18 protein-coding genes are annotated in these 25,219 nt (G+C 63.8%); 8 read left to right on the top strand and 10 right to left on the bottom strand.

The features are described from left to right. Positions 1-63: 63 nt before the first annotated feature. Entirely contained in the window at positions 64-2,697 is a 2,634-nt protein-coding gene (gene alaS / locus ACUXV1_RS11100; protein WP_194426772.1) for an alanine--tRNA ligase, read from the top strand. Positions 2,698-2,812: 115 nt separating this feature from the next. Continuing rightward, positions 2,813-3,298: a GNAT family N-acetyltransferase gene (locus tag ACUXV1_RS11095; protein WP_446015414.1), complete on the top strand. Its 486-nt coding sequence runs from the start codon at positions 2,813-2,815 to the stop codon at positions 3,296-3,298. Between the two features lie 200 nt (positions 3,299-3,498). Here ACUXV1_RS11095 and ACUXV1_RS11090 read toward each other — a convergent pair whose 3' ends face one another. Then, positions 3,499-4,269, bottom strand: a complete 771-nt coding sequence (locus ACUXV1_RS11090; RefSeq protein WP_043634085.1) for a sulfite exporter TauE/SafE family protein — start codon at positions 4,267-4,269, stop codon at positions 3,499-3,501. 634 nt (positions 4,270-4,903) lie between these two features. Next, a complete protein-coding gene (locus ACUXV1_RS11085) occupies positions 4,904-5,128 on the bottom strand; it encodes a hypothetical protein (RefSeq protein ID WP_143330317.1) in 225 nt (74 codons plus the stop codon). Between the two features lie 90 nt (positions 5,129-5,218). On the opposite strand from ACUXV1_RS11085, the gene kdpF reads away from it, so the two are divergent. From kdpF to kdpE, 6 genes are all read left to right on the top strand, one after another. Next, positions 5,219-5,308 (top strand): K(+)-transporting ATPase subunit F, encoded by a 90-nt coding sequence (gene kdpF, locus ACUXV1_RS11080; protein ID WP_019103745.1) that lies wholly within the window; start codon positions 5,219-5,221, stop codon positions 5,306-5,308. 2 nt (positions 5,309-5,310) lie between these two features. Then, the gene (gene kdpA / locus ACUXV1_RS11075) at positions 5,311-7,134 is read left to right on the top strand and encodes a potassium-transporting ATPase subunit KdpA (RefSeq protein WP_446015413.1); all 1,824 of its coding nucleotides are present in this window, start codon (positions 5,311-5,313) and stop codon (positions 7,132-7,134) included. A 22-nt stretch (positions 7,135-7,156) separates the two neighbouring features. Next, positions 7,157-9,268, top strand: a complete 2,112-nt coding sequence (kdpB, locus tag ACUXV1_RS11070) for a potassium-transporting ATPase subunit KdpB (protein ID WP_446015412.1) — start codon at positions 7,157-7,159, stop codon at positions 9,266-9,268. Between the two features lie 20 nt (positions 9,269-9,288). Beyond that, a complete protein-coding gene (gene kdpC / locus ACUXV1_RS11065) occupies positions 9,289-9,864 on the top strand; it encodes a potassium-transporting ATPase subunit KdpC (protein ID WP_043591748.1) in 576 nt (191 codons plus the stop codon). A 234-nt stretch (positions 9,865-10,098) separates the two neighbouring features. Further along, on the top strand, positions 10,099-12,801 hold the full coding sequence (locus tag ACUXV1_RS11060; protein ID WP_446015411.1) for a DUF4118 domain-containing protein: 2,703 nt from the start codon (positions 10,099-10,101) through the stop codon (positions 12,799-12,801). Between the two features lie 19 nt (positions 12,802-12,820). Next, positions 12,821-13,516, top strand: coding sequence for a two-component system response regulator KdpE (kdpE, locus tag ACUXV1_RS11055; RefSeq protein WP_019103750.1), 696 nt, complete (start codon positions 12,821-12,823; stop codon positions 13,514-13,516). 315 nt (positions 13,517-13,831) lie between these two features. Here kdpE and ACUXV1_RS11050 read toward each other — a convergent pair whose 3' ends face one another. The 8 genes from ACUXV1_RS11050 to ACUXV1_RS11015 form a co-directional block, all read right to left on the bottom strand. Further along, the gene (locus ACUXV1_RS11050) at positions 13,832-14,500 is read right to left on the bottom strand and encodes a response regulator (protein WP_081556639.1); all 669 of its coding nucleotides are present in this window, start codon (positions 14,498-14,500) and stop codon (positions 13,832-13,834) included. A gap of 70 nt (positions 14,501-14,570) precedes the next feature. Then, positions 14,571-16,505 (bottom strand): type IV pili methyl-accepting chemotaxis transducer N-terminal domain-containing protein, encoded by a 1,935-nt coding sequence (locus ACUXV1_RS11045; protein WP_446015410.1) that lies wholly within the window; start codon positions 16,503-16,505, stop codon positions 14,571-14,573. 10 nt (positions 16,506-16,515) lie between these two features. Then, positions 16,516-17,490, bottom strand: a complete 975-nt coding sequence (gene moaA, locus ACUXV1_RS11040) for a GTP 3',8-cyclase MoaA (RefSeq protein WP_043634108.1) — start codon at positions 17,488-17,490, stop codon at positions 16,516-16,518. Between the two features lie 482 nt (positions 17,491-17,972). Next, on the bottom strand, positions 17,973-18,299 hold the full coding sequence (locus ACUXV1_RS11035) for a glycine zipper domain-containing protein (protein ID WP_043634110.1): 327 nt from the start codon (positions 18,297-18,299) through the stop codon (positions 17,973-17,975). 201 nt (positions 18,300-18,500) lie between these two features. Then, positions 18,501-19,187, bottom strand: a complete 687-nt coding sequence (gene narI, locus ACUXV1_RS11030) for a respiratory nitrate reductase subunit gamma (RefSeq protein WP_019102299.1) — start codon at positions 19,185-19,187, stop codon at positions 18,501-18,503. Between the two features lie 22 nt (positions 19,188-19,209). Beyond that, on the bottom strand, positions 19,210-19,851 hold the full coding sequence (gene narJ, locus ACUXV1_RS11025; RefSeq protein WP_446015409.1) for a nitrate reductase molybdenum cofactor assembly chaperone: 642 nt from the start codon (positions 19,849-19,851) through the stop codon (positions 19,210-19,212). An 11-nt stretch (positions 19,852-19,862) separates the two neighbouring features. Then, complete coding sequence (narH, locus tag ACUXV1_RS11020; protein ID WP_446015408.1) at positions 19,863-21,413, bottom strand: nitrate reductase subunit beta; 1,551 nt, start codon at positions 21,411-21,413, stop codon at positions 19,863-19,865. Continuing rightward, a complete protein-coding gene (locus ACUXV1_RS11015; protein ID WP_194426779.1) occupies positions 21,410-25,111 on the bottom strand; it encodes a nitrate reductase subunit alpha in 3,702 nt (1,233 codons plus the stop codon). Before ACUXV1_RS11015 ends, narH begins: the two co-directional genes overlap by 4 nt. Between the last annotated feature and the right edge of the window lie 108 nt (positions 25,112-25,219).

The raw sequence follows: 25,219 nt of genomic DNA, 5'->3' as shown, positions 1-25,219 counted from the left end.
CCGCGCCGCTCTGGGCTTGAGCCCCCAAAGCGGCCCAGAATTCGCAATCTTACGAAATCAAACATGAAAACCTCTGAAATTCGCCAGAAATTCCTGGATTTCTTTGCCGGCAAAAACCATCAGGTGGTGCCTTCCAGCAGCCTGATTCCCGGCAACGACCCCACGCTGATGTTCACCGTCGCCGGCATGGTTCAGTTCAAGGACGTATTCCTGGGCTTTGAAAAGCGCGATTACACCCGCGCCACCACCAGCCAGAAATGCCTGCGCGCGGGCGGCAAGCACAACGACCTGGAAAACGTCGGCTACACCGCGCGCCACCATACCTTCTTCGAAATGCTGGGCAACTTCAGCTTCGGCGACTACTTCAAGCAAGACGCGATCACCTTCGCCTGGGAATTCCTCACCGGCGAGCAATGGCTGAACCTGCCCAAGGACAAGCTGCTGGTCACCGTCTACGCCTCCGACGACGAAGCCTACGACATCTGGCACAAGAGCGTGGGCCTGCCGGCCGACAAGATCATCCGCATCGGCGACAACAAGGGCGCGCCGTACGCTTCCGACAACTTCTGGACCATGGGCGACACCGGCCCCTGCGGCCCCTGCACCGAGATCTTCTACGACCACGGCCCGAGCGTGGCCGGCGGCCCTCCGGGCAGCCCGGACGAAGACGGCGACCGCTTCATGGAGATCTGGAACAACGTGTTCATGCAGTTCAACCGCGACGAGTCCGGCACCCTGCATCCTCTGCCCAAGCCGTCGGTAGACACCGGCATGGGCCTGGAACGGCTGTCCACCGTGCTGCAACACGTCAAGTCCAACTACGAGACCGACGCGCTGGCCTGCCTGGTGCGCGCCGCCGCGCGCGAAACCGGCGTTGCCTACAGCCAGGACGTGCCGTCGCTGAAAGTGATCGCCGACCACATCCGCGCCTGTTGCTTCATGGTCGCCGACGGCATCCTGCCGTCCAACGAAGGCCGCGGCTACGTGCTGCGCCGCATCGCCCGCCGCGCCATCCGCCACGGCTACAAGCTGGGCCAGAAAGGCCTGTTCTTCCACAAGATCGTCGCCGATCTGGTGGCCGAGATGGGCGACGCCTATCCGGAACTGCGCGAAAAGCAGGCGCATATCGAAGACGCGCTGCGCGCAGAGGAAATCAAGTTCGCCGAAACGCTGGAAATCGGCATGGGTCTGGTCGACTCCGCCCTGGAAGGCGGCAAGACCGAGCTTGACGGCGACACCATCTTCAAGCTCTACGATACCTTCGGCTTCCCGGTGGACCTGACCGCCGACATCTGCCGCGAACGCAACATCCACGCCGACCTGGAAGGCTTCGAGCGCGCGATGGAAGCGCAACGCGAGCGCGGCCGCGCAGGCTCCAGCTTCAAGATGACCGGCAAGGTCAGCTACAGCGGCTCGGACACCTGCTTCCACGGCTATGAATCCGCCAGCACCGACGCCAAGGTATTGGCGCTGTTCAAGGGCACCGAGGCCGTCTCCTCGCTGGAGGCCGGCGAAGAAGGCATCGTGGTGCTGGACAACACTCCGTTCTACGCAGAAGGCGGCGGCCAGGTCGGCGACGTCGGCGAGATTTCGCTGCAAGGCGGCATCGGCGCGCTGTTCGACGTCAACGACACCCAGAAAATTCAAGCCGCGGTATTCGGCCACAAGGGCAAACTGGCTCGCGGCCGCCTGGCCGTGGGCGACAGCGTGACCGCCACCATAGACCTGCACGCGCGCGCCTCCAGCGCCCGCAATCACTCCGCCACCCACCTCTTGCACGCGGCGCTGCGCCACGTGCTGGGCGACCATGTCGCGCAGAAGGGCTCGCTGGTGAATCCGGAGCGCACCCGCTTCGACTTCGCCCACGGCGAACCGGTCAGCGCCGAGCAAATCGCCGAGCTGGAGCGCGTGGTCAACCGCGTGATCAGCCACAACCTGCCGGTCAAGGCCGAAGTGATGAGCATGGAAGCCGCGCAGAAGTCCGGCGCGATGATGCTTTTCGGCGAAAAATACGGCGATGAAGTGCGCGTGCTGACCATGGGCGACTTCTCCGCCGAACTGTGCGGCGGCACCCACGTGCAACGCACCGGCGACATCGGCCTGTTCAAGATTGTGGCGGAAAGCGGCGTTGCCGCCGGCGTGCGCCGTATTGAAGCCGTCACCGGCGAAGGCGCCATCGCCCACATCCAGGCTCAGGACGCCTTGCTAAAAGAAGCCGCCGGCGCGCTGAAAGCGCAAACGCTGGACGAGGTGGCCGTCAAGATCGGCAGCCTGCAGGACAACGTCAAGAACCTGGAAAAAGAGCTGGCCAAGCTCAAGGGCCAATTGGCCGCCTCCGCCGGCGACAGCCTGGCCGACGGCGCAGCCGACGTCAACGGCGTCAAAGTGCTGGCGGTGGAACTGCCGGGCGCGGACAACACCGCCTTGCGCGAAACGCTGGACAAGCTGAAGGATAAGCTGGGCTCCGCCGCCATCGTGCTGGCCGCCAAGGGCGACGGCAAAGTGGCGCTGGTGGCCGGCGTCACCGCCGATCTGACCGCCAAGCTGAAGGCCGGCGAACTGGTCAACTTTGTCGCCCAGCAAGTGGGCGGCAAGGGCGGCGGCCGTCCGGACATGGCCCAAGCCGGCGGCACTCAGCCGGAAAACCTGGCCGCGGCCTTGGCCGGCGTGCAAGCCTGGGTGGCCGGCAAACTATAAGCCGCACGCCACGCTACGACAAAAGACCGCGCAAGCGGTCTTTTTTTTGCCCGCCTTTTGCCAAATGGGCCAAACCGCGCGCATGCTGTAGCGGGACAACGCAGCGGAAACCGCCATGAACTTGCTCGACACGCTGGAACTGCGCGCGGCGCGCGCCGACGAACTGCCCGCCGTACTGACCTTGATCGCCCTCGCTTTCCAACCGCTGGTCGCGCGTTTGCCCAGCCGTCCCACCGCGCTGGACGAGACCGAAGACAGCTTGCGCCAGCGGCTGGACGCAGGGGGACAAGTCTACATCGCCAGCCGGCAGGATACGCCCTTGGCCTGCCTCATCACCGCGCCGCTGAACGCCGCCGCGGTGGAATGCAAACGCGTGTGCACCCACCCGGACTGGCAGGGCCAAGGTCTGGGCAAGCGCCTGATGCTGCACAGCGAAGCCCTCCTGAAACAACAAGGTCTCATCCGCATCCAGTTGGCCACCCGCGCCAGCATGCCGGCCAATCTGCGCTTTTATCAGGCGCTGGGCTATCGCATCATCGCGGAAGAGCCTTACCCGACAGGCATTGCCGATCTGCGCATCATTCTGGAAAAACAATTGTAGCCGGCGGACGCGGCTTTCTTGTTCCAAATCAAGGGCGCAAGAATTACGAAACCCTAATATTAAGAGGCTTTAATTTTGGCTTCTCCTTTTGTTGTTTGCATTTCAGCCCTGCTCGCCTCTCCGACCAGGGCGTTTTTTTGTGCGCGGACATGAAAAAAGGCGGCCCGAGCCGCCCAGTTACCGTGAAGCCGCGCCGCGGCTCAAAACACCAGCTTGCCCCCTATCACCGCCAACATCACCGCCAGCGCCGGCCGCAGCCAGCCCTCCGCCAACTGCCGCGTCAGCTTGCTGCCCAGCCAGATGCCGGGCAAAGAGCCCGCCAACAGATTAAACAGCAGCGAGAAATCGACATTTCCAAGCCCGGCATGCCCCAAGCCCGCCACCAGGGTCAGCGGCACCGCGTGAGCGATTTCCGTGCCCACCAGCCGCGAAGTCGGCAAGGCCGGATACAGCAGGAACAAAGCCAGCGTGCCCAGAGCGCCGGCGCCGATGGAACTAAGCGTCACCAAGACGCCCAGCACCACGCCGGTGGCCACGGTCAGCCCGACCCGCGGCTCGAACGACAACTCCGCCGCGCCGGAGCGGCCCAGCCAGCGCAGCAGCAAGGGCTTGCCCAGGATGGCGGCGGCGGTCAGCAACAGCGCCGCGCCCAACACCAGCTTGAACAGAGTGTCCAGCATCTTCTCCGGCAGATGCAGATAAGACAGGCCCGCCAGCACCAGCAAGGCCGCCGGCACGCTGCCGACTGTCAGCCAACCTGCGATGCGCCAATCAACATGGCCCTGCCGGTGATGCACCGTCACCCCGCCCATCTTGGTCAGGGCCGCGTACAATAGATCAGTGCCAACCGCGGTGGCCGGAGAAATGCCGAACCACAGCAAGATAGGCGTCATCAAAGAGCCGCCGCCCACACCGGTCAATCCGACAATAAAGCCCACCGCCAGCCCTGCGATCGCATACCCCCACTCCATAAAACCCGCTCCTTGGCCGCGCCATTCGATAGCGGGATGCTACGCCAGTTTCATATAACGATTTATACCGTTTTGAAACAACATTATTCGAAAAGTGATTTACCTCAAAGACTTGCTTCAACCGCCCTCCGAATCATGCTGCGGTAACATCGCGCCGGTAGCGTGAAAAGGCGGAGACGGCAAGCAAACGCAACTTTTGCTTCTAACCGTAACCAGCAGGGCTTTACAAATCTTCAAAATAGCGTCAATGTCAAAGGGTCAGGGTTTGCCCTGGCCTCACACAAGTACGTGACCGAGAGGTGCAAGGATGATGACTTCCCGTATTCCTCTGAGTGTTCGCAGAAAGCAGGCTAGAGACCAGCACGAGAGTTTTCTCTATGCGGTTGCAAAGCCTCAGTTGAGTGATGCTGAGAGGTCGCGCCAGCAGAAAGTGCGCCAACGCGCACATGATCGGGACGATGCCCGGTTCCTGGCCGACCGCTGCGACGACCTGTTCTGAACACCCGCCCGGCGGATTTCCGCCTCATGACGGCTAGCGACCCAGCCTGACGCCAGGCCGCAGCCCTACTCGCTTGCGAGCCGCGGCGCTGCATCTGTTCTGCGCCGCAGCTTTACTGTTTTTCCTCTTTCCCCGCTACCACCCCCGCCAGGCCACTGCCAGCAAGCCGTGTGCGCTCCCTAGACTCATCCCCGCGTATAAAAAAAATCCGTTTTCCCGCCCAAATCTGGCTTGAAATGAAATAAAGGCCAGTTTTTCAAACATTTTTATACGATTTTTATCGGCTACCATGGGGTTTTGTCGGGTTTTTGACGTGCGCTTGCGTACCTTCTCATTACTGATTCGAATGGAGATTTTCATGATGGATGCCGTCTATCTGGGACTCGTCCTGCTGTTTGGCGCGCTGAGCTACGGCTTTGTCGTCGGCTGCCAACACCTGGGAGAAAAGAAATGAGCGTCTGGTATCTGCTTAGCGCGCTGATCGCGCTGGGCCTGCTTGGCTATCTGATCTACGCACTGCTTAAGCCGGAGAATTTTTAATCATGTTCGCCAATTTCATCGGCTCGGCCGCACCCTTGCAGCTGGGCTTGTTCCTGCTGGTGCTGCTGGCGCTGGCCTGGCCCCTGGGCGCCTATATCGCCCGTGTGATGCAGGGCGACAACGTCGGCCCCCTGCGCCTGTTCGCGCCGCTGGAGCGCGGTTTCTACCGGCTGGCCGGCGTCAAGCAGGACGAAGACATGGGCTGGCGCGGCTATGCCGTGGCGCTGCTCTTGTTCAACGTGCTGGGCGCGCTGGCGCTGTACCTGTTGCAACGCGTGCAGGGCTGGCTGCCTTTCAACCCCCAGGGCATGGGCGCGGTGGCGCCGGACTCCGCGTTCAACACCGCGATTTCCTTCATCACCAACACCAACTGGCAAGGCTATGGCGGCGAATCCACCATGGGCTATCTGGTGCAGATGCTGGGCCTGACGGTGCAGAACTTCCTGTCCGCCGCCACCGGCGCGGCGGTGGTGCTGGCGCTGGTGCGCGGCTTCGCCCGTCACAGCTCGGCCAAGATCGGCAACTTCTGGGTGGACGTCACCCGCTTCACTCTCTACGTGCTGCTGCCGCTGTCCTTCGTGTTCGCGCTGGTGTTCAGCCAGCAGGGCATGATCCAGAACCTGTCCGCCTATAAAGACGTGCAGACGGTGGAGACCACCCATTACCAGCAGCCCAAGACCGATGCCCAGGGCAATGCGGTCAATGGCGCCGACGGCAAGCCGGTGATGGTGGACGCCAGCACGCAGAAACAGACGCTGCCTATGGGGCCGGTGGCCTCGCAGGAGGCGATCAAGCTGCTGGGCACCAATGGCGGCGGCTTCTTCAACGCCAACTCCGCGCATCCGTTCGAAAACCCCACTCCGCTGACCAACTTCTTGCAAAGCCTGGCCATCTTCCTGATCCCGGCCGCGCTGTGCTTCATGTTCGGCCGGATGGTGGGCGACCAACGCCAGGGCTGGGCCATCATCGCCGCGATGACGGTGATGTTCGCCTGCGCGGTGGTGGTGGAAACCGGCGCCGAGCAAGCCGGCGTGCCGCAGTTCAGCGCCCTTGGCATAGACCAGCAGGCCAGCCATCTGCAGGCCGGCGGCAATATGGAAGGCAAGGAAGCTCGTTTCGGCATCATCGACACCTCCTTGTTCATCGCGGTGACCACCTCCGCCTCCTGCGGCGCGGTCAACGCCATGCACGATTCCTTGACCCCGATAGGCGGCCTGATGCCCACCTTCCTGATGCAACTGGGCGAGGTGGTGTTCGGCGGCGTCGGCTCCGGCCTGTACGGCATGCTGATCTTCGCCATCCTGGCGGTGTTCATCGCCGGCCTGATGGTGGGCCGCACGCCGGAATACCTGGGCAAGAAGATAGAAACCTACGAGATGAAGATGACGGCAATCACCATTCTGGTGACTCCGGTGCTGGTGCTGACGCTGACCGCCGTCGCGGTGCTGGCCGCCTCCGGCAAGGCCGGCATCCTCAACCCCGGCGCGCACGGCTTCAGCGAGGTGCTGTACGCCTTCACATCGGCCGCCAATAACAATGGCAGCGCCTTTGCCGGCCTGTCCGCCAATACGCCTTTCTACAACATCGCCACCGGCGTGGCCATGTTCTTTGGCCGCTTTTTCATGATCGTGCCCATCCTGGCCATCGCCGGATCGCTGGCCGCCAAGAAGCGTCTGGCCGTCAACGGCGGCACCCTGCCCACTCACGGCCCGCTGTTCGTGGTGCTGCTGATAGGCACCGTGTTGCTGGTGGGCGCGCTCAACTATGTTCCCGCGCTGGCGCTGGGCCCGGTCGTCGAGCAGTTGCAGATGATCAACGGCCGCTGAGCCTGACGGGAGGATGCAGAAAATGAACAATATCAATCATTCCAATATCCAGCCCGCTCAAGCGGGCCACCGGAGCGCGGCCAAGTCCATGCTGGACCCCAGCCTGGTGAAACCGGCCATCATCGACTCCTTCAAGAAACTGTCGCCGCGCACCCAGTGGCGCAATCCGGTGATGTTCGTCGTCTACATCGGCAGCATCCTGACCAGCGCGCTGTGGGTTCAGTCGCTGGCCGGCCAGGGCGAGGCGCCGTCCGGCTTCATCCTGGCGGTGGCGCTGTGGCTGTGGTTCACCGTGCTGTTCGCCAACTTCGCCGAAGCGCTGGCCGAGGGCCGCAGCAAGGCCCAGGCGGCCAGCCTGCGCTCCGCCAAGAAAAACGTGGTGGCCAAGAAACTGTCCGGCCCCAGCCTCGACGCCGGCAAGACCGTGATAGACGGCAGCAGCCTGCGCAAGGGCGACTATGTGTTGGTGGAAACCGGCGACGTGATCCCGGTGGACGGCGAGGTGATTGAAGGCGTGGCCTCGGTGGACGAGTCCGCGATCACCGGCGAATCCGCTCCCGTGATCCGCGAGGCCGGCGGAGATTTCTCCTCGGTCACCGGCGGCACCCGCGTGCTGTCCGACTGGATCGTGGTGCGGATTTCCGTCAACCCGGGCGAAACCTTCCTCGACCGCATGATTGCGATGGTGGAAGGCGCCAAGCGCCAGAAAACTCCGAACGAGATCGCGCTGACCATCCTGCTGGTGGCGCTGACCATCGTGTTCCTGGTGGTCACCGTCACCCTGCTGCCCTTCTCGCTGTTCAGCGTGGAAGCGGCCAAAGCCGGCTCGCCGATCACCATCACCACCCTGGTGGCCTTGCTGGTCTGCCTGATCCCCACCACCATCGGCGGCCTCTTGTCCGCCATCGGCGTGGCCGGCATGAGCCGGATGATGGGCGCCAATGTAATCGCCACCTCCGGCCGCGCGGTGGAAGCCGCCGGCGATGTGGACGTGCTGCTGTTGGACAAGACAGGCACCATCACCCTGGGCAACCGTCAGGCCTCCACCTTCATCCCGGCTCCCGGCGTCAGCGAGCAGGCGCTGGCGGACGCCGCGCAACTGGCCTCGCTGGCCGACGAAACCCCGGAAGGCCGCAGCATCGTTGTGCTGGCCAAAAAGCAATTCAATCTGCGTCAGCGCGAACTGGCCAGCCATGAAGCCGTATTCATCCCCTTCACCGCGCAAACGCGGATGAGCGGCATAGACTACGACGGCCGCCAGATCCGCAAGGGCGCCATCGACGCCATCCGCCGCCATATCGCCGATCAGGGCGGCCAGTTCCCGGACGCGCTGGCCAAGAGCGCCGATGACGTGGCGCGCCGCGGCTCCACTCCGCTCTTGGTGGCGGAAGGCAACCGCGCCTTGGGCGTGATCGAGCTGAAGGACATCGTCAAGGGCGGCATCAAGGAGCGTTTCGCCGAGCTGCGCCAGATGGGCATCAAGACGGTGATGATCACCGGCGACAACCCGCTGACCGCCGCCGCCATCGCCGCCGAGGCCGGCGTGGACGACTACCTGGCCGAGGCCACGCCGGAGGCCAAGCTGAAGCTGATCCGCAGCCACCAGGCCGAGGGCAAGCTGGTGGCGATGACCGGCGACGGCACCAACGACGCGCCGGCGCTGGCCCAGGCCGACGTGGCTGTGGCGATGAACACCGGCACCCAGGCGGCCAAGGAAGCCGGCAATATGGTGGACCTGGACTCCAACCCCACCAAGCTGATCGAGATCGTGGAAATCGGCAAGCAGATGCTGATGACGCGCGGCTCGCTGACCACCTTCTCCATCGCCAACGACGTGGCCAAGTACTTCGCCATCATTCCGGCCGCTTTCGCCAGCACTTACCCGCAATTGAACGCGTTGAACGTGATGGGCCTGAACAGCCCGGCCTCGGCCATCATGTCGGCGGTGATCTTCAACGCCGTCATCATCGTGTTCCTGATCCCGCTGGCGCTGAAGGGCGTCAAATACCAAGCCAAGAGCGCGGCGGAGCTGCTGCGCGGCAACCTGCTGATCTATGGCCTGGGCGGGCTGCTGGTGCCCTTCGCCGGCATCAAGCTGATCGACATGCTGCTGGGCGCGCTGGGCCTGGTATGAGCACTGAAAGGAAAAACCAAATGAAACTGTTACGTCCCCTGCTGGTGGTGTTTGGCGGCCTGACCCTGATCACCGGCCTCGCCTACCCGCTGCTCACCACCGGAGCGGCCCAGGCGCTGTTTCCGTTCCAGGCCAATGGCAGCCTGATCGAGCGCGACGGCAAGATCGTCGGCTCGCGGCTGATAGGCCAGAACTTCAGCGGCCCGCAATATTTCTGGGGCCGCCCATCCGCCACCGGTCCAATGCCGTACAATGCCGGCGGGTCCAGCGGCTCTAACCTGGGCCCCACCAACCCGGCGCAGCTGGACGCGGTGAAAGCCAATGTGGCGCGCATCCGCGCCGCCCACCCGGCGCAAAGCGGCCCGGTGCCGGTGGACCTGGTCACCGCTTCGGCCAGCGGCCTGGATCCGGAAATTTCCGCCGCCGCGGCTTTCTACCAGTTGGAACGCGTCGCCGCCGCCCGCAAGATGGAGCCGGCCGCGCTGCGCAAGCTGGTGGAAAGCCGGGTGATAGGCGAAACCTTCGGCTTGCTTGGCGAGCCGCGCGTCAATGTGCTGGAATTGAATCTGGCGCTGGACCAGGCCGCCAAAGCCTGATCGACCTTCGGCGCCGGGGGCGCAGCTAGGCTTGCTCCGCCTCGTCCCCGGCGCCGATGAATGAATAAGAGCGTGTTTACGATCTAGCGGGCTAGAGCGAGACAAGGCGTTGCGGCTGAGAAAGCGGAATGCGCAAGTGGCACGTGAGCATTTCCAAGATGATTTCAACGCCCTTTTCCATCCATCCTGCCGACGCGCGGCAGATCGTAAACAGGCGCTAAACAAAGCTCGCATATGACCGATTCCCGTCCCGATCCGGACGCCCTGCTCGATGAGCTCAAACGCGAAGAACTGGACGCCCAGCGCGGCCGGCTGAAGATTTTCTTCGGCGCCTGCGCCGGCGTCGGCAAGACTTACGCCATGCTGGCGGCGGCCCGCGCCAAGCGCCAGGACGGCGCGGCGGTGCTGGTGGGTGTGGTGGAAACCCACGGCCGCAAGGAAACGCAGGAACAACTGGCCGATCTGGAAGTCCTGCCGCCAAGACAGATCGCTTATAAAGGCCACGAACTGGCTGAATTCGATCTGGACACAGCGCTGGAACGCCGGCCCCAGCTGATCCTGATGGACGAGTTCGCCCACTCCAACGCGCCCGGCTCTCGCCACCCCAAACGCTGGCAAGATGTGGAAGAACTGCTGGCCGCCGGCATCGACGTTTACACCACCCTCAATGTCCAGCACCTGGAAAGCCTGAACGACGTGGTCGGCCAGATCACCGGCATCGTGGTGCGCGAAACCCTGCCCGACCATGTGTTCGACCGCGCCGACGAAGTGGCGCTGGTGGACCTGCCGCCGGACGAGTTGCTGGGCCGCCTGGCCGCCGGCAAGGTCTATCTGCCTCAGCAAGCCGAACGCGCGGTGAAGAACTTCTTCCGCAAGGGCAATTTGCTGGCGCTGCGCGAACTGGCGCTGCGCCGCACGGCCGACCGCGTGGACGCCCAGATGCGCGCCTACCGCGCCGACCAGGCCATCAACCCGGTGTGGCATGCGCGCGAGCGGCTGCTGGTCTGCGTCGGCTCCAGCGCCGGCATCGACAAGCTGATCCGCAGCGCCAAGCGCCTGGCCGCCAGCCTGGACGCGGACTGGATCGCCGTCTACGTGGAAACGCCCCAACAGCGCAAACTGTCCGAGGATCAGCGCGCCCGCGTGCTCAAGGGCCTGAAGCTGGCGCAGGAGCTGGGCGCGGAAACCACGGTGCTGGGCGGCAGCGAGTTGGCGCCCACGCTGCTGGCCTATGCCCGCAGCCGCAATGTGTCCAAGCTGGTGCTGGGCAAATCCGCCCGCGGCGGCTGGTCGCGGCTGTGGCGCCGCCCATTGGCCGACGAACTGAGCCGCCGTTCCAGCGACGTCGATCTCTTCGTGGTGGCCCACGAGCAGGAAGACGCCTCCGCCAACGCCGCCGCCAAAACCGGCGGCAGCCTGCTGTTCGAAGACCAGGACAGCCCGCGCTCGCGCTTCGGCTATCTCGCCGCCTTCGTCGCCTGCCTGCTGACCACCGCGCTGGCCGGCCTGCTGATTCCGCACGTGGCGCTGGCCAACGACATCATGATCTACCTGCTGGTGGTGGTGCTGGTGTCGGTGCGCTACGGCCGCGGTCCCGGCATGCTGGCCTCGCTGCTGTCGGTGGCCTCCTTTGATTTCTTCTTCGTGCCGCCGCATATGTCGTTCGCGGTGTCGGACACCCAATATCTGATGACCTTCGTGGTGATGTTGCTGGTGGCCTCCATCATCAGCCAGCTCACCGCCCGGCTGCGCTTCGAAGCCAATATCTCCACTTATCGCGAACGCCGCACCCGCGCGCTGTACGACCTGGGGCGCGAACTGGCCGGCGCGCTGACCGCCGCGCAGATTGTCGATACCGCCGTCAGCCGGCTGGAACCGCTGTTCGCCGCCAAGGTCAGCTTGTTCCTGCCCAATAGCGGGGATGAGCTGCGCTCGGCCGGCGAGGGCCGCGGCGATGCCGATATCGGCGTCGCGCAATGGGTTTACGACCATCAGCAGCCGGCCGGCCTGGGCACCAACACCCTGCCCGCCAACGCCGCGCTTTATGTGCCGCTGCGCGCGCCCATGCGCAACCGCGGCGTGATCGCGCTACTGCCGGACATTACCGATCAGGTCTTCTTGCCGGAGCAACAGCGGCTGCTGGAAACCTGCGCCGCCCAGATCGCGCTGGCGCTGGAACGCGTGCATTACGTGGAGGTGGCGCAGGACGCCATCGTGGCCATGGAGTCCGAGCGGCTGCGCAACAGCGTGCTGTCGGTGGTGTCTCACGATCTGCGCACACCGCTGACCACCATGGCCGGCCTGTCCGAGCGGCTGTGCTCGTCCAATATGGACGACAGCCAGCGAGCCGAGATCGCCGCGGCCATTCAGGACGAAGCGCTGCGCATGAACAAACTGGTGACCAACCTCCTGGACATGGCGCGACTGCAATCCGGCGTCAAACTCAACAAAGAATGGCAGATGCTGGACGAGGTGGTGGGCAGCGCGCTGCGCGCCGCCGAACGCGGCCTGCGCGGCCGGGAGCTGACGCTGGAGCTGGCGCCGGACCTCCCTGTGCTGGAGTACGACGCCGTGCTGCTGGAGCGGGTGCTGGTCAACCTGCTGGAAAACGCCGGCAAATACACCCCGCCCGGCAGCCACATCACACTGGCGGCGCGGCGCGAGGGCGCGGAGGTGGTGGTGTCGGTCAGCGACGACGGCCCCGGCCTGCCGCCCAATATGGAAGAGCGCGCCTTCGACAAATTCTCGCGCGGCGCGGCGGAATCCAGCACCCCCGGCGTGGGGCTGGGGCTGGCGATCTGCCGCTCCATCGTGGAAATCCACGGCGGCCGCATCAGCGCGCGCAACCGCTCGCCGCACGGCGCGGAATTCCGCTTCAGCCTGCCGGCAGGACAAGCGCCGGCGCTGCCGGAAGAACGCCCCGAACCGCGAGCCTAAACCTGAGCGAAACCCTATCATGCAAGACGCACCGATCAGCATCGTCGTCATCGAAGACGAAAAACCGATCCGCCGCTTTCTGAGCGCGGCGCTGGAAGAGGAAGGCCTGACCGTCCACGAGGCGGAAACCGGCAAGCAGGGCCTGATCGAAGTGGCCACCCGCAAGCCGGACCTGGTGATTCTGGACCTGGGCCTGCCGGACATGAACGGCCAGGACACCATCAAGCAACTGCGGGAATGGACCGACCTGCCCATCCTGGTGCTGTCGGCGCGCACTCAGGAAACCGAAAAGGTGGCGGCGCTGGACGCCGGCGCGGACGACTACCTGACCAAACCCTTCGGCGTGGCCGAATGCCTGGCGCGCGTCCGCGTGCTGCTGCGCCGCCGCACCCACGGCAGCGCCGCCGCGCAGCAGGTGTTTCAGTTCGGCGACATCAAGGTGGACTTGGTCAACCGTCTGGTGGCCAAGGCGGAGACGGCGGTGCACCTGACGCCGATAGAATATCGGCTGCTGTCCACCTTGATACGCAGTGCCGGCAAGGTAATCACCCATCGCGAGCTCTTGCTGGCGGTATGGGGGCCGTCGTTCTCGGAGCACAACCAGTATCTGCGCGTCTACATGGGGCATTTGCGCCAGAAGCTGGAAGACAATCCGGCGATGCCGCGCCACATCCTCACCGAGACCGGAGTCGGCTATCGGCTGGTGGAGGGTTGAGCAGGCCGCCGCTTAGAGCGGCTAACAAAAATCAGTTTTACGGCTGAGGCAAGGCGCGCCGACGCAGGCAGTACTTGAGTGCGGCAAGTCGGCGCAACGCGGCATCAGGAATTTTGTTAGCCGCTCTTAGAGCCTGTTCAAAGTCTCGCGAGCAAGGGCGAGACAAGGCGAAAACGAGCGAAAAAGCGGAATGTACAAGTGGTACATGAGCATTTTGAGGATGTTTTCAACGCCGTATCGCCGAAGCGCAGCAGACTTTGAACAGGTTCTTAGAAGCTGTTCATGCTCCAGGGAGCCAAGGGCATGTGCAGCCGCTCAAGCACTGCGCCCCACCCCGTTCTCCACCGCGAACACCGCCGCCTGCACCCGGCTGCTGAGGCTGAGTTTCTTCAGGATGTTCTGCACGTGGATCTTGACCGTGCTCTCCGCCAGGTCCAGGCTGCGCGCGATCTCCTTATTGCTCTTGCCCTGGGCCAGAAAACCGAGGATTTCGCGCTCGCGCGGGGTCAGCTTATCCAGCTCCTGCTCCGCCGGCTCCACCGGCGCCGCCGCGCCGTGGCGGAACTGGGCCATCAACTTGGCGGTCATCGAGTCGCTCATTACCGACTCCCCGGCGGCGGCGCGCGCCACCGCCTGAGTCAGAAAGTCCGCGTCGATGTTTTTCAATAGATAGCCGCGCGCGCCGGCCTTCAGCGCCGCGGTCAGGTCGTCGGCCTCCTCGGACACCGTCAGCATCACCACCGCCCGCTTGGGCTGGTCCTGCAGCATCAAGGTCAAGGCCTCCACGCCGGAGATGCCGGGCATGTTCAGGTCCAGCAGCACCACGTCCGGGTCCAGCTGCTTGGCCAGCTTGACGCCCTCGGCGCCGTCGGCCGCCTCGCCGACGACGTCGAAACCCGCCTGGCGCGCCAGCAGAGCCTTGATGCCGCTGCGGAACAAAGTGTGATCGTCCACCAGCAAAATGCGTATGGTCTGTTCAGACATCATCGAGTTCCGGGTCTTTCTAGTTCAGATATGGACAGTATGAGAGCTGTCTTGCCGCCGCGCCAGCAGCTCAAGCGGCCATGCGCCGCGCGCGCGGCAGCAACAGGCTGACCAGGGTGCCCGCCTCCGGGGTGGATTCAATGTCCAGCTGCAAGCCGGCGCGCTGCGCGCGCTCCTGCATGATGGACAGGCCGAAATGACCGTCGCCCTTGTTCCGCACGGTATCCAGATCAAAGCCGACGCCGTTGTCCAGCACGCTGAGCACGAACACCTCGCCGTCGTCGCTAAGGCTGACCGTGACCTGGCTGGCCTCGGCGTGCTTGCGCACATTGGACAGCGCCTCTTGCAGAATAAACAGGATTTGCAGCTGTTGTTCCGGCATCAAAGGCGCGCTGGCCCCGGTGGAGCGCAGCTCCACCCGCAGCCCGGTCTGCTTGCGGAATTTGTCCAGCAAGCTGCTTACCGCCTGACTCAGGCTTTCCGACAGCTTGGAGCGGAAATTATTGAGCAGTTCGCGCACATCATCGTAGCTTTCCTTGACCCCGGCCTCGAACAAGGCCAGCGTGTCGTCCACCAGCCCCGGATCCCCGCTGTCCAGCGCCTGCCGCATGATCTGGGTTTGCAAGTTCAGGAAAGACAGACCTTGCGCGATGCTGTCGTGCAAGCCCTGGGCCACCAGGTTGCGCTCTTCCAACACAGCCAGTTCGCGCTCCTTGGCCGCCAGCCTCAGGTTTTCGATCGCCACCGCCAAATGCTGGCCCAACATCTCCAGCTGCCGCACTTGTTGCGGCAGCAGAATGCGCGCCTGGCGGAAATGCAAATTGAAAATGCCCAGCGTGCGGTTCTGCGTCGACACCGGAAAGGCGCTGACTACGCGGAAGCCTTCGCGGCTGCATTGCTTGTCCGGCAGGCCCCGCATGTTCTCCACCCGGCTCTCGGCTTTGGCTGCGGCTTCTCCGCACAGGCAGTCGCCCACTTTCAGGCAGTGTTCGTCGCGCAGCAGCCCCTCCGGCAAGCCGTCGTCGGCCACCACGAACACCATGCCCTGGCCGTAGTCGGTCAAGCGCACAGCGCCGCCGTCGGCGTCGAAAGCGCGCATCACTCGGGCCAGAAAACCCTTGCACAGCGCTTCCAGCGGCTGGGATTGATTGCAGAAGGACGTGATTTCGTACAGCAGGGCCAATTCCTGGTTTTTCTGCTGCAGGCTGGCCGTCTTGCCGCGCACCCGCTCTTCCAGGGTGGCGTGGGATTCGGACAAACAAGCCGCCATCAGATTGAAGCCGGTGCTGACTTGGCCGAACTCGTCGTCGGTCTCCACCGGCACCCGCACGCTGTAATCGCCTGCAGCCAACTGGCGTATGCCCTGGTGCAACTTGTCCAGCGGCCTCAGCACGATCAGCAGCATCAGATAGATCAGCGCGACGGTGCCCACCACCGCCATGCTGGCGAGCAAGAGCTGCAACAGGCGAAGGTAGTCTGTATTGCGGGCGTTGTAGGCTTCCATGCCGCTGACGAAGGTGTTGATGTCCTCCACGTAGAGCGCCACGCGCTCGGCGAAGCGGGCGGCCTCCGCCGCGTTGTCGCCGGGCCGCGTCAGCGCGTTCAGCAGCACCGGTTTCAGTTGCTCGCGCCACTGCCTTTCCACCTGATTCAGCGCCTGCTGAATGTCGGCCTGGCGGGGCACCAGCAGCGGCCGCGCGGGGTCGCCGCGGCGCAATCGCTGCAAGATGGCTTCGTAATTGACCATGTCGCGACGCAAGGCGTCGGCGCGCGCGCCGTCCTGGCCTCTGAGCTGCAAGTCCAGCGCCAGCCGAGTGACGCGCATGCGCAGGCTGCCGGCGTCGTTGATCGCCGCCGCGCCGCCCTCTTGCTGCCAGGACAGCCACAGCGTGGCGCCGATGGAACCCAGCGCCACCAACAGAAACACCGCCAGCACGCCGACGATCTTGGCGCTGAGCCGTTGCCCCAGCGGGCCGCCCAGCACCGGGGACACGTTCAGCCGCATCGCCGTTGTCCTAGCCACCGGTCATCGACATGAAGCGCACCAGCTTTTGCGGCTTCTCGCTGAATTCATGTCGCTCCGGCTTCAGTTCTATCGCGGTACGGATTGCCGCTTCCAGTTCGGCATCGGAAATACCGGCGCGCAGCAAGGGACGCAGTTCGAAGCTTTCCTCCTGGCCCAGGCACATGTACAAGGTGCCGTCCACAGACAGCCGCACCCGGTTGCAGGTGGCGCAGAAGTGTTGGGAGATGGGGGTGATCAAACCCAGCGAGAAACCGCCGTCCCGGGTTTTCCAGTAGCGGGCCGGACCGCCGCCCAGGGTGGCGGCCTGTTCGACCAGATCGAATTCGGTTTGCAACTGGCGCAGCACCGGCTGCAAGTCCAGATAACTGGCGGCGCGGCCGGTGTCGCCCATCGGCATGGCTTCAATCAGCCGCAGCACGAAGCCATGCTGGATACAGAAGGCGACCATGGCGCCGATGTCGGCGTCGTTGACGTCCTTCATCGCCACCATATTGATCTTGATTGGGGAAAAGCCGGCGTCCTTGGCCGCCATCAAGCCTTCCATCACCCGCGGCAGGCTGTCGCTGCCGGTGATGTCGTGCACGCAGTCGCGGCGCAGCGAGTCCAGGCTGACGTTGACGCGGCTCACCCCCGCGGCGCGCAGCGCCTGGGCGTGGCGCGCCAGCTGAGTGGCGTTGCTGGTCAGCGACAGATCGTTAAGACCGGGCAGCGCGGACAGGCGCGCCGCCAGCTCAGGCAGATTACGGCGCAGCAGCGGCTCGCCGCCCGTCAGCCGCAGTCGTCGGGTGCCCAGCCGGGCGAAGGCCCCCACCACGCGTTCTATCTCGTCGAAGGTCAGCCAGTTGGCCGGTTCCTCGAAGCCTTTGAAGCCTTTGGGCAGGCAGTAATTGCAGCGCAGGTCGCAACGGTCCGTCACGGACAGACGCAGGTATTCGATGGAGCGCCCGAAGCGGTCGGTAAGCATGAGTTCCTCCATGGCAGCCAATGATACCGCTTAGTCGCAACCAAGTGGCCCGGCTGTCGCCGCCAATCTGATATTTCCTGATTCAATTTTACTAGCTAGACCAACTTTTCGCAGTCCAACCAAAGCACGCAGGCCCCTAGTCACTTGTAACTAGGGGCCAGTCGGCTGAATTGAAGCCCGAGGAGCGGAAGAGGTTTACGATCTCGCGAGCAAAAGCGAGACAAGGCCGAAACAACGGAAGAAGCGGAATGTGCATGCGGTACATGAGCATTCTGAGGTTTTTTCAGCGCCGTATCGCCGAAGTGCAGTCAATCGTAAACCGGTTCTCAGATCAAGGCCTGGACAGCATGGCGGGTCCCGATCTCTATCGACTGTTTCTCTTGATTTTCCATGACGATGGAAACCAACACCCATCAATATAGATCAAGCCCGGCCCATGCTGAATACGACAATGTGACTAATGGCTATGGTCGACGGGACACTCAGCAGCGGCCTTTCTTGGCCTGTCCCGGCGGGCAGAAATAGCCCTTGTCGTGGTGGTGACGATGACGGTGCTTGCGATAGCGGCGGCCATCGTCGTCGCGGCGTTCCGACGCCGCCGGCTTGCCGTAGTCGTGGCCGATGGCCGCGCCGGAAGCGCCGCCCACCGCGCCGCCGATGATGGCGCCGTTGCGGCCGCCCACCGCTTCGCCCACTGCCGCGCCGGCCGCGCCGCCCAGCGCGCCGCCGACGATGGTGGAGGTGTCCGCCATGGCGGTGGAGGCCAGTCCGGCCAGGCTCAGCGAAAAGATGACAAGTGCGCGTTTCATGCGGCTAACTCCCGAATTTAAACAGATGGCCCAGCTTAACCGTTTGGTTGACAACGGGCTGTTTCGAATTGTTAGGAATTGTTCGCTCTTGTTATCGCTTCACAACTTATCAAGTTTATATGTAGCCGGACGGCATGAAAAACGGCGAAGCCCCCTTGGACTCCGCCGCATCGCCATGCAAATTCTGGCAAGCCAGCCGGATCAACCCCGCGGCCGCACCAGCTGCCAGGCCCGGCCCAGATACGTCACCGCGCCGAAGCCGCTCCACACGTGCACCAGACGGGTGAACGGGAAGATCACGAACAAGCTCATGCCCATGAACAAGTGCGCCTTGAACACCGGCGAGGCGTCGACGATGAAGAAGGCCGCGTCGCCTCGCAGAGTGACGATGTGCTGAGCCCAGCTCATCAGCAACACCATCTCGTGGCCGTCCAGGTGCTGCGCCGACACCGCGATGGTGCTGAGACCCAACAACAAGGTGGCCAGAATCCACAGCAACACCAGCTTGTCGCGCCAGGTGGTGTTGGCCGCCAGCCTGTCGCAGGTGAAGCGGCGGTGCAGCAGAATCAGAATGCCAATCAGGCACAGGCCGCCCATGATGCCGCCGGCCGTCATCGCGAACACTTGCTTGAAGCTGTGGCTGACGCCCAGCGCGTCCCACACCGCCACCGGGGTCAGCAGCCCCACCAAATGGCCGAAGAACAGGCCGATGATGCCGAGATGGAACAGGATGTTGCCCAGCCGCAACTGACCGCGATACAGCAGCTGCGAGGATTCGCTCTTCCAGCTGTATTGCTCGCGGTCAAAGCGGATCAGGCTGCCCAGCAGGAACACCGCCAGCGCGATGTAGGGGTAGATGCCGAATACGAATTGGTGCAGATAGTTCATGTTGCTCTCCTGGCAGCGGGATTCAGCCCTGCGGCCGCTGCGGGTAAAAATTCACCGGGGCGATGGCCGGCCGCGCCGGCTTCAGCAGCGGCTCCACGCCGTCGGCGCCGGGGCCGAAGGTCTCCAGCATCTCGTCCATGTCGCGCACCGGCGGCACGGTCAGCGCCTCCGGCGTCACCGGCGACAGCAGCACCAGGCTCTGCAGCACGCCGGCGTAGTGGGAGTGACTGTCGGCCAGCTTGCCGGCCACATGGGCGATCACGTGCACCGCGTCCGAAAGCAGCCGGGTGGCCTCTTCCGGCTGGCACTGCGCCAGGAACTCGAGAAACAGCGGCAGATAGTCCGGCAGCTCGTTGCCCGCCGGCTCGAAGCCCTGGGCCTGGTATTCCGCCAGCAGGTCCACCATGGCCTGACCGCGGGCGCGGTCCTCGCCGTGGATGTGCTCGAACAGATGCAGCGAATGGCTGGGGTTGCGGTCGAAGGTCTGCACATAGCGTTCTTGCAGGGTGATCAGATCCTCGCCTTCCAAGGACAGCAGCAGCGGCTCCAGCAGCCGGGCGATGCGCGGCTCCGCCGCGACTTCGACGCGGATGTCGTCCACCGCCGCGACCAGGTCCGGCTCCGGGTAGCACAGCAGCGCCGATAAGGCTTGATAGATACGCATGGCGTTCTCCCTCACTGACCGGAATTGGACTTGCGGTCGCGCCGCATGTCGTGGAACACAATGGGGGTGGCTTTCTTCTTGCCGAACAAGCTGGCGTCGGACTCGCCGCCGGAGCAGCCGTTGCCGAAGGTGAAGCCGCAGGACACCTTGTCCTCGAAAGTGTTTTCCACCAGTTCCTTGTGGCTGGACGGAATCACGAAGCGGTCTTCGTAATTGGCGATGGCCATCACCTGGTACATTTCCTCCACCTGGGCCGGATTCAAATGGGTGCCCTTGAGGGTGGCGGCGTCGGACACCTTCTCCACACTCTTCTTGCGCATATAGCGCCGCATCGCCACCATGGTTTCCAGCGCTTTCACCACCGGCTCTTCCTTGCCTGCCGTCAGCAGATTGGCCAGGTACTGGATGGGGATGCGCAGATCCTTGACGTCCGGGATGATGCCGTTCTCGCCGATCAGGCCGTTTTCCATCGCGGACTGGATGGGCGACAACGGCGGGATGTACCACACCATCGGCAGGGTCCGGTATTCCGGGTGCAGCGGGAAAGCCACTTTCCACTCCATCGCCATCTTGTAAACCGGGGAGCGCCGCGCGGCGTCCAGCCAGCTTTGCGGAATGCCCTGTTTCTGCGCTTCGGCGATCACTTCCGGCGCGTTCGGGTCCAGGAACACGCCCAGCTGCGCCTCGTACAGGCTCTTCGGGTCTTCCACCGCGGCGGCTTCGTCTATCTTGTCGGCGTCGTACAAGAGCACGCCCAGATAGCGGATGCGGCCAACGCAGGTTTCCGAGCACACCGTCGGCTGGCCGCCCTCGATGCGCGGGTAGCAGAAGGTGCATTTCTCGGCCTTGCCGGAGGTCCAGTTGTAATAGATCTTCTTGTACGGGCAGCCGGACACGCACATGCGCCAGCCGCGGCATTTGTCCTGATCGATCAGCACGATGCCGTCGTCTTCGCGCTTATAGATGGAGCCGGACGGACAGGACGCGACGCAGGCCGGGTTCAGACAGTGCTCGCACAGCCGCGGCAGATACATCATGAAGGTGTTCTCGAAGGCCGAGTACATCTCCTTCTGGATGCCTTCGAACAGAGCGTCCTTGCTGCGCTTGGCGAATTCGCCGCCCAGGTCGTCCTCCCAGTTCGGGCCCCATTCGATCTTGTCCATCTTCTTGCCGGTCAGCACCGACACCGGCCGCGCGGTGGGCGGGGTCTGCATTTCCGGCGCGTTCTGCAGGTGTTCGTAGTCGTAGGTGAACGGCTCGTAGTAATCGTCAATCGCCGGCATATTGGGGTTGGCGAAGAGATTGCCCAGGATTTTCAGCCGGCCGCCCTGACGCGGCTCCAGCTTGCCGTTGGGCTTGCGCACCCAGCCGCCCTTCCACTTTTCCTGGTTTTCCCATTCCTTGGGGTAGCCGATGCCGGGCTTGGTTTCCACGTTGTTGAACCAGGCGTATTCAATGCCGTCGCGGCTGGTCCAGACGTTCTTGCAGGTGACCGAACAAGTGTGACAGCCAATGCACTTGTCCAGATTCAACACCATGCCGATTTGAGCGCGGATTTTCATTGTTGCTCTCCTGCCGGACTATCCATCCAGTCCACTGTGTTCATCTTGCGCACCACCACGAATTCGTCGCGGTTGGCGCCCACGGTGCCGTAGTAGTTGAAGCCCCAGGACAGCTGCGCGTAGCCGCCTATCATGTGGGTGGGCTTGGTCACCGCGCGGGTTACCGAGTTGTGGATGCCGCCGCGCTTGCCGGACACTTCCGCGCCCGGCACGTTCACGATCTTCTCCTGGGCGTGGTACATCAGCGTCATGCCCTGCGGCACCCGCTGCGACACCACGGCGCGGGCGGTCAGCGTGCCGTTGACGTTGAACACCTCGATCCAGTCGTTGTCCACGATGCCGGCCTTCTTGGCGTCGTCCTCGGACAGCCATACGTGCGGGCCGCCGCGGCTCAGCGTCAGCATGCGCAGGTTGTCGGAATACGTGCTGTGGATGCCCCATTTCTGGTGCGGCGTCAGGAAGTTCAGCACCAGTTCGTGGTTTCCGTTGCCGTGCTTGCCCAGCACCGCCTGGGTGGTTTTCAGGTCCACCGCCGGCTTGTACACGCACAGGCCTTCGCCGAAGGCGCGCATCCACTGGTGATCCTGATAGAACTGCTGACGGCCGGTGATGGTGCGCCAGGGAATCAGCTCGTGCACATTGGTGTAGCCGGCGTTGTAGCTGACCTCTTCGCTTTCCAGGCCGGACCAGGTGGGCGAGGAAATGATCTTGCGCGGCTGCGCCTGCACGTCGCGGAAGCGGATGCTGTCGTGCTCGCGCGGCTTGGCCAGATGGGTGTGGTCGCGCCCGGTGATCTTGGACAGCGCGTCCCAGGCCTTCACCGCCACGTGGCCGTTGGTTTCCGGCGCCAGAGTCAGAATCATCTCGGCGGCGTCGATGGCGGTTTCCAGCTTGGGCTGGCCCTTGCCGGCGCCCTGGCTCGCCACCTGGTTCAGGCCGCGCAGGATGTCCACTTCATGGCCGGTTTTCCAGTTGATGCCCTTGCCGCCGTTGCCGGCTTTTTCCAGCAAGGGACCGATGGTGGTGAACTTGTCGTAGATCGCGCCGTAGTCGCGCTCCACCACCGTCATCTTGGGCATGGTCTTGCCCGGCACCGGCTCGCACTCGCCTTTTTTCCAATCCTTGGGGTCGAAGGGCTGGCCCAGTTCTTCCGGGGTGTCGTGCATCAGCGGGGTCAGCACCAGATCCTTTTGCACGCCCAGGTAGTCCTTGCCAATCTCGGATAGCTTCTTGGCGAAGCCCTTGTAGATTTCCCAGTCGGTGCGGGACTGCCACAGCGGCTGCACCGCTTCGGACAGCGGGTGGATGAAGGGGTGCATGTCCGAGGTGTTGAGATCGTCCTTTTCGTACCAGGTGGCGGTGGGCAGCACCACATCGCCGTACAGACAAGTGGTGGACATGCGGAAGTCCAGCACCACCAGCAGGTCCAGCTTGCCTTCCGCCGCCGGGCGCATGGTGATCTCGGTGGGCTTGATGCAGTCGTCTTCCGAATTCAGCACCGCGTTCTGGGTGCCCAGCAGGTATTTGAGGAAGTATTCGTGCCCCTTGCCGGAGCTGCCCAGGATGTTGGAGCGCCACACAAACATATTGCGCGGGAAGTTCTGCGGGTTGTCCGGGTCGTTGCAGGCCAGGTCCAGCTTGCCGGACTTGAGGCCGTCCACCACGTAGGCGGCGGCGTCCTGGCCGGCGGCGGCCGCGGCGCGGGTCACATCCAGCGGATTGGCTGACAGCTGCGGCGCGGACGGTAGCCAGCCCATGCGTTCGGCCTTGGCGTTGTAATCGATCAGCGCCATGCCCGCCATGCTGCCGTCGGCGGTGGGCGCAAGGATTTCGCCCACGCCCAGTTTTTCATGCCGCCACTGGCTGGTATGGGCGTAGAAGAAGCTGGTGCCGTTCATCTGCCGCGCCGGGCGGTTCCAGTCGCCGGCGAAGGCCAGCGGCGCCCAGCCGGTTTGCGGGCGCAGTTTTTCCTGGCCCACGTAGTGGCACCAGCCGCCGCCGGACTGGCCGATGCAGCCGCACAGCATCAACATATTGATGATGCCGCGGTAGGTCATGTCCATGTGGTACCAGTGGTTCAGCGCCGCGCCGACAATGACCATGGACTTGCCCTGGGTCTGATCCGCGTTTTGCGCGAACTCGCGCGCCACCTGGATCACCAGCTCCGGTTTCACGCCGGTGTGTTTTTGCTGCCAGGCCGGGGTGTAGGGCACGTCGTCCATGTAGTCGACGGCGACGTTGCCGCCGCCCAGCCCGCGGTCTATGCCGTAGTTGGCCGCCATCAGGTCGAACACCGTGGCCACCAGGGTTTCGCTGCCGTCGGCCAAACGGATGCGCTTGGCCGGCACATTGCGGGTCAGCAGTTCATCGTGCTCGGCGCCGAAATAAGGGAAGCCCACGCCGACTACCGCGTCGCCGTCCTTGATCAGCGACAGCTTGGCGGATACCTCGCGGCCGTTGCCGCCATCCTTCTGCTCCAGGTTCCACTTGCCGGTCTTGCCCTCGGCCTGGCCCCAGCGAAAGCCGATGGAACCGTTGGGCGCGACGATGTCGCCGCTGGCCTCGTCGATCAGCAGGGTTTTCCAGTCCGGGTTATTGTCCTCGCCCAGGCTGCCCTCCAGATGGGAGGCGCGCAGGAAGTAGTCCGGGAGGTAACGCTCTCCGTCTGGCTTCAGGGCCACCAGCATCGGCATGTCGGTGTAGCGGCGGATGTAGTCGGTGAAGTAGCCGGATGGATTATCGAGGTGGAATTCCTTGAAGATCACATGACCCATCGCCATTGCCAGCGCGGCGTCGGTGCCCTGCTTGGGCGCCATCCAGATGTCGCCGAACTTGGCCATTTCGCCAAAGTCGCTGGACACCGCCACCGTTTTGGTGCCCTTGTAGCGCACCTCGGTATAGAAATGGGCGTCCGGGGTGCGCGTCATCGGCACATTGGAGCCCCACACCATCAGATAAGTGGAGTTGTACCAGTCCGCGGACTCGGCCACGTCGGTCTGCTCGCCCCAGGTTTGCGGGCTGGCCGGCGGCAAATCGCAGTACCAGTCGTAGAAGGACAGCGGCACCCCGCCGATCAGGCTGAGGTAGCGGCTGCCGGCGGCGTAGGACACCATGGACATCGCCGGAATCGGCGAGAAGCCCACCACGCGGTCCGGGCCGAATTTCTTGATGGTGAAGGCGTTGGCGGCGGCCACGATCTCATTGGCCTCGTCCCAGCTGGCGCGCACGAAACCACCCTGGCCGCGCTTGGATTTGTACTGCTTGGCCAGTTCCGGCGTCTGACTGATCTTTTCCCAAGCCTCAACCGGGCTCAGGGTCTGGCGCGCTTCGCGCCACAGCTTGGCCAGCCGGCCGCGGATCATCGGATATTTGACGCGCTGGGCGGAGTAGACGTACCAGCTGTAGGACGCGCCGCGCGGACAGCCGCGCGGTTCGTGATTGGGCAGGTCCGGCCGGGTGCGCGGGTAATCGGTCTGCTGGGTTTCCCAGGTGATCAGGCCGTTCTTCACATACACCTTCCAGCTACAGGAACCGGTGCAGTTCACGCCGTGGGTGGAACGCACCACCTTGTCGTGCTGCCAGCGCTGGCGGTAGGCGTCTTCCCAACCGCGATCCTCGTTGACGACGGCGCCGTGACCATTGGCAAAGGTGGAGCGGGTCTTGCCCAGGAAATTCAAACGGTCGAGAAAGTGACTCATCTTGCCTCCAAATATCGGGGTCCGCGCCATGCGGGCCGGCGGCTCCAGCCACCGGGGGAAACGGACCTTTTCACTTGATTGCAAGCTTAGAACGCGCCGGCAAACGCC

This window comes from Chromobacterium sp. W521, assembly GCF_052805975.1.
The sequence above is the reverse complement of the archived record's forward strand: the minus strand, read 5'-3'. Positions and strand labels throughout refer to the sequence as shown.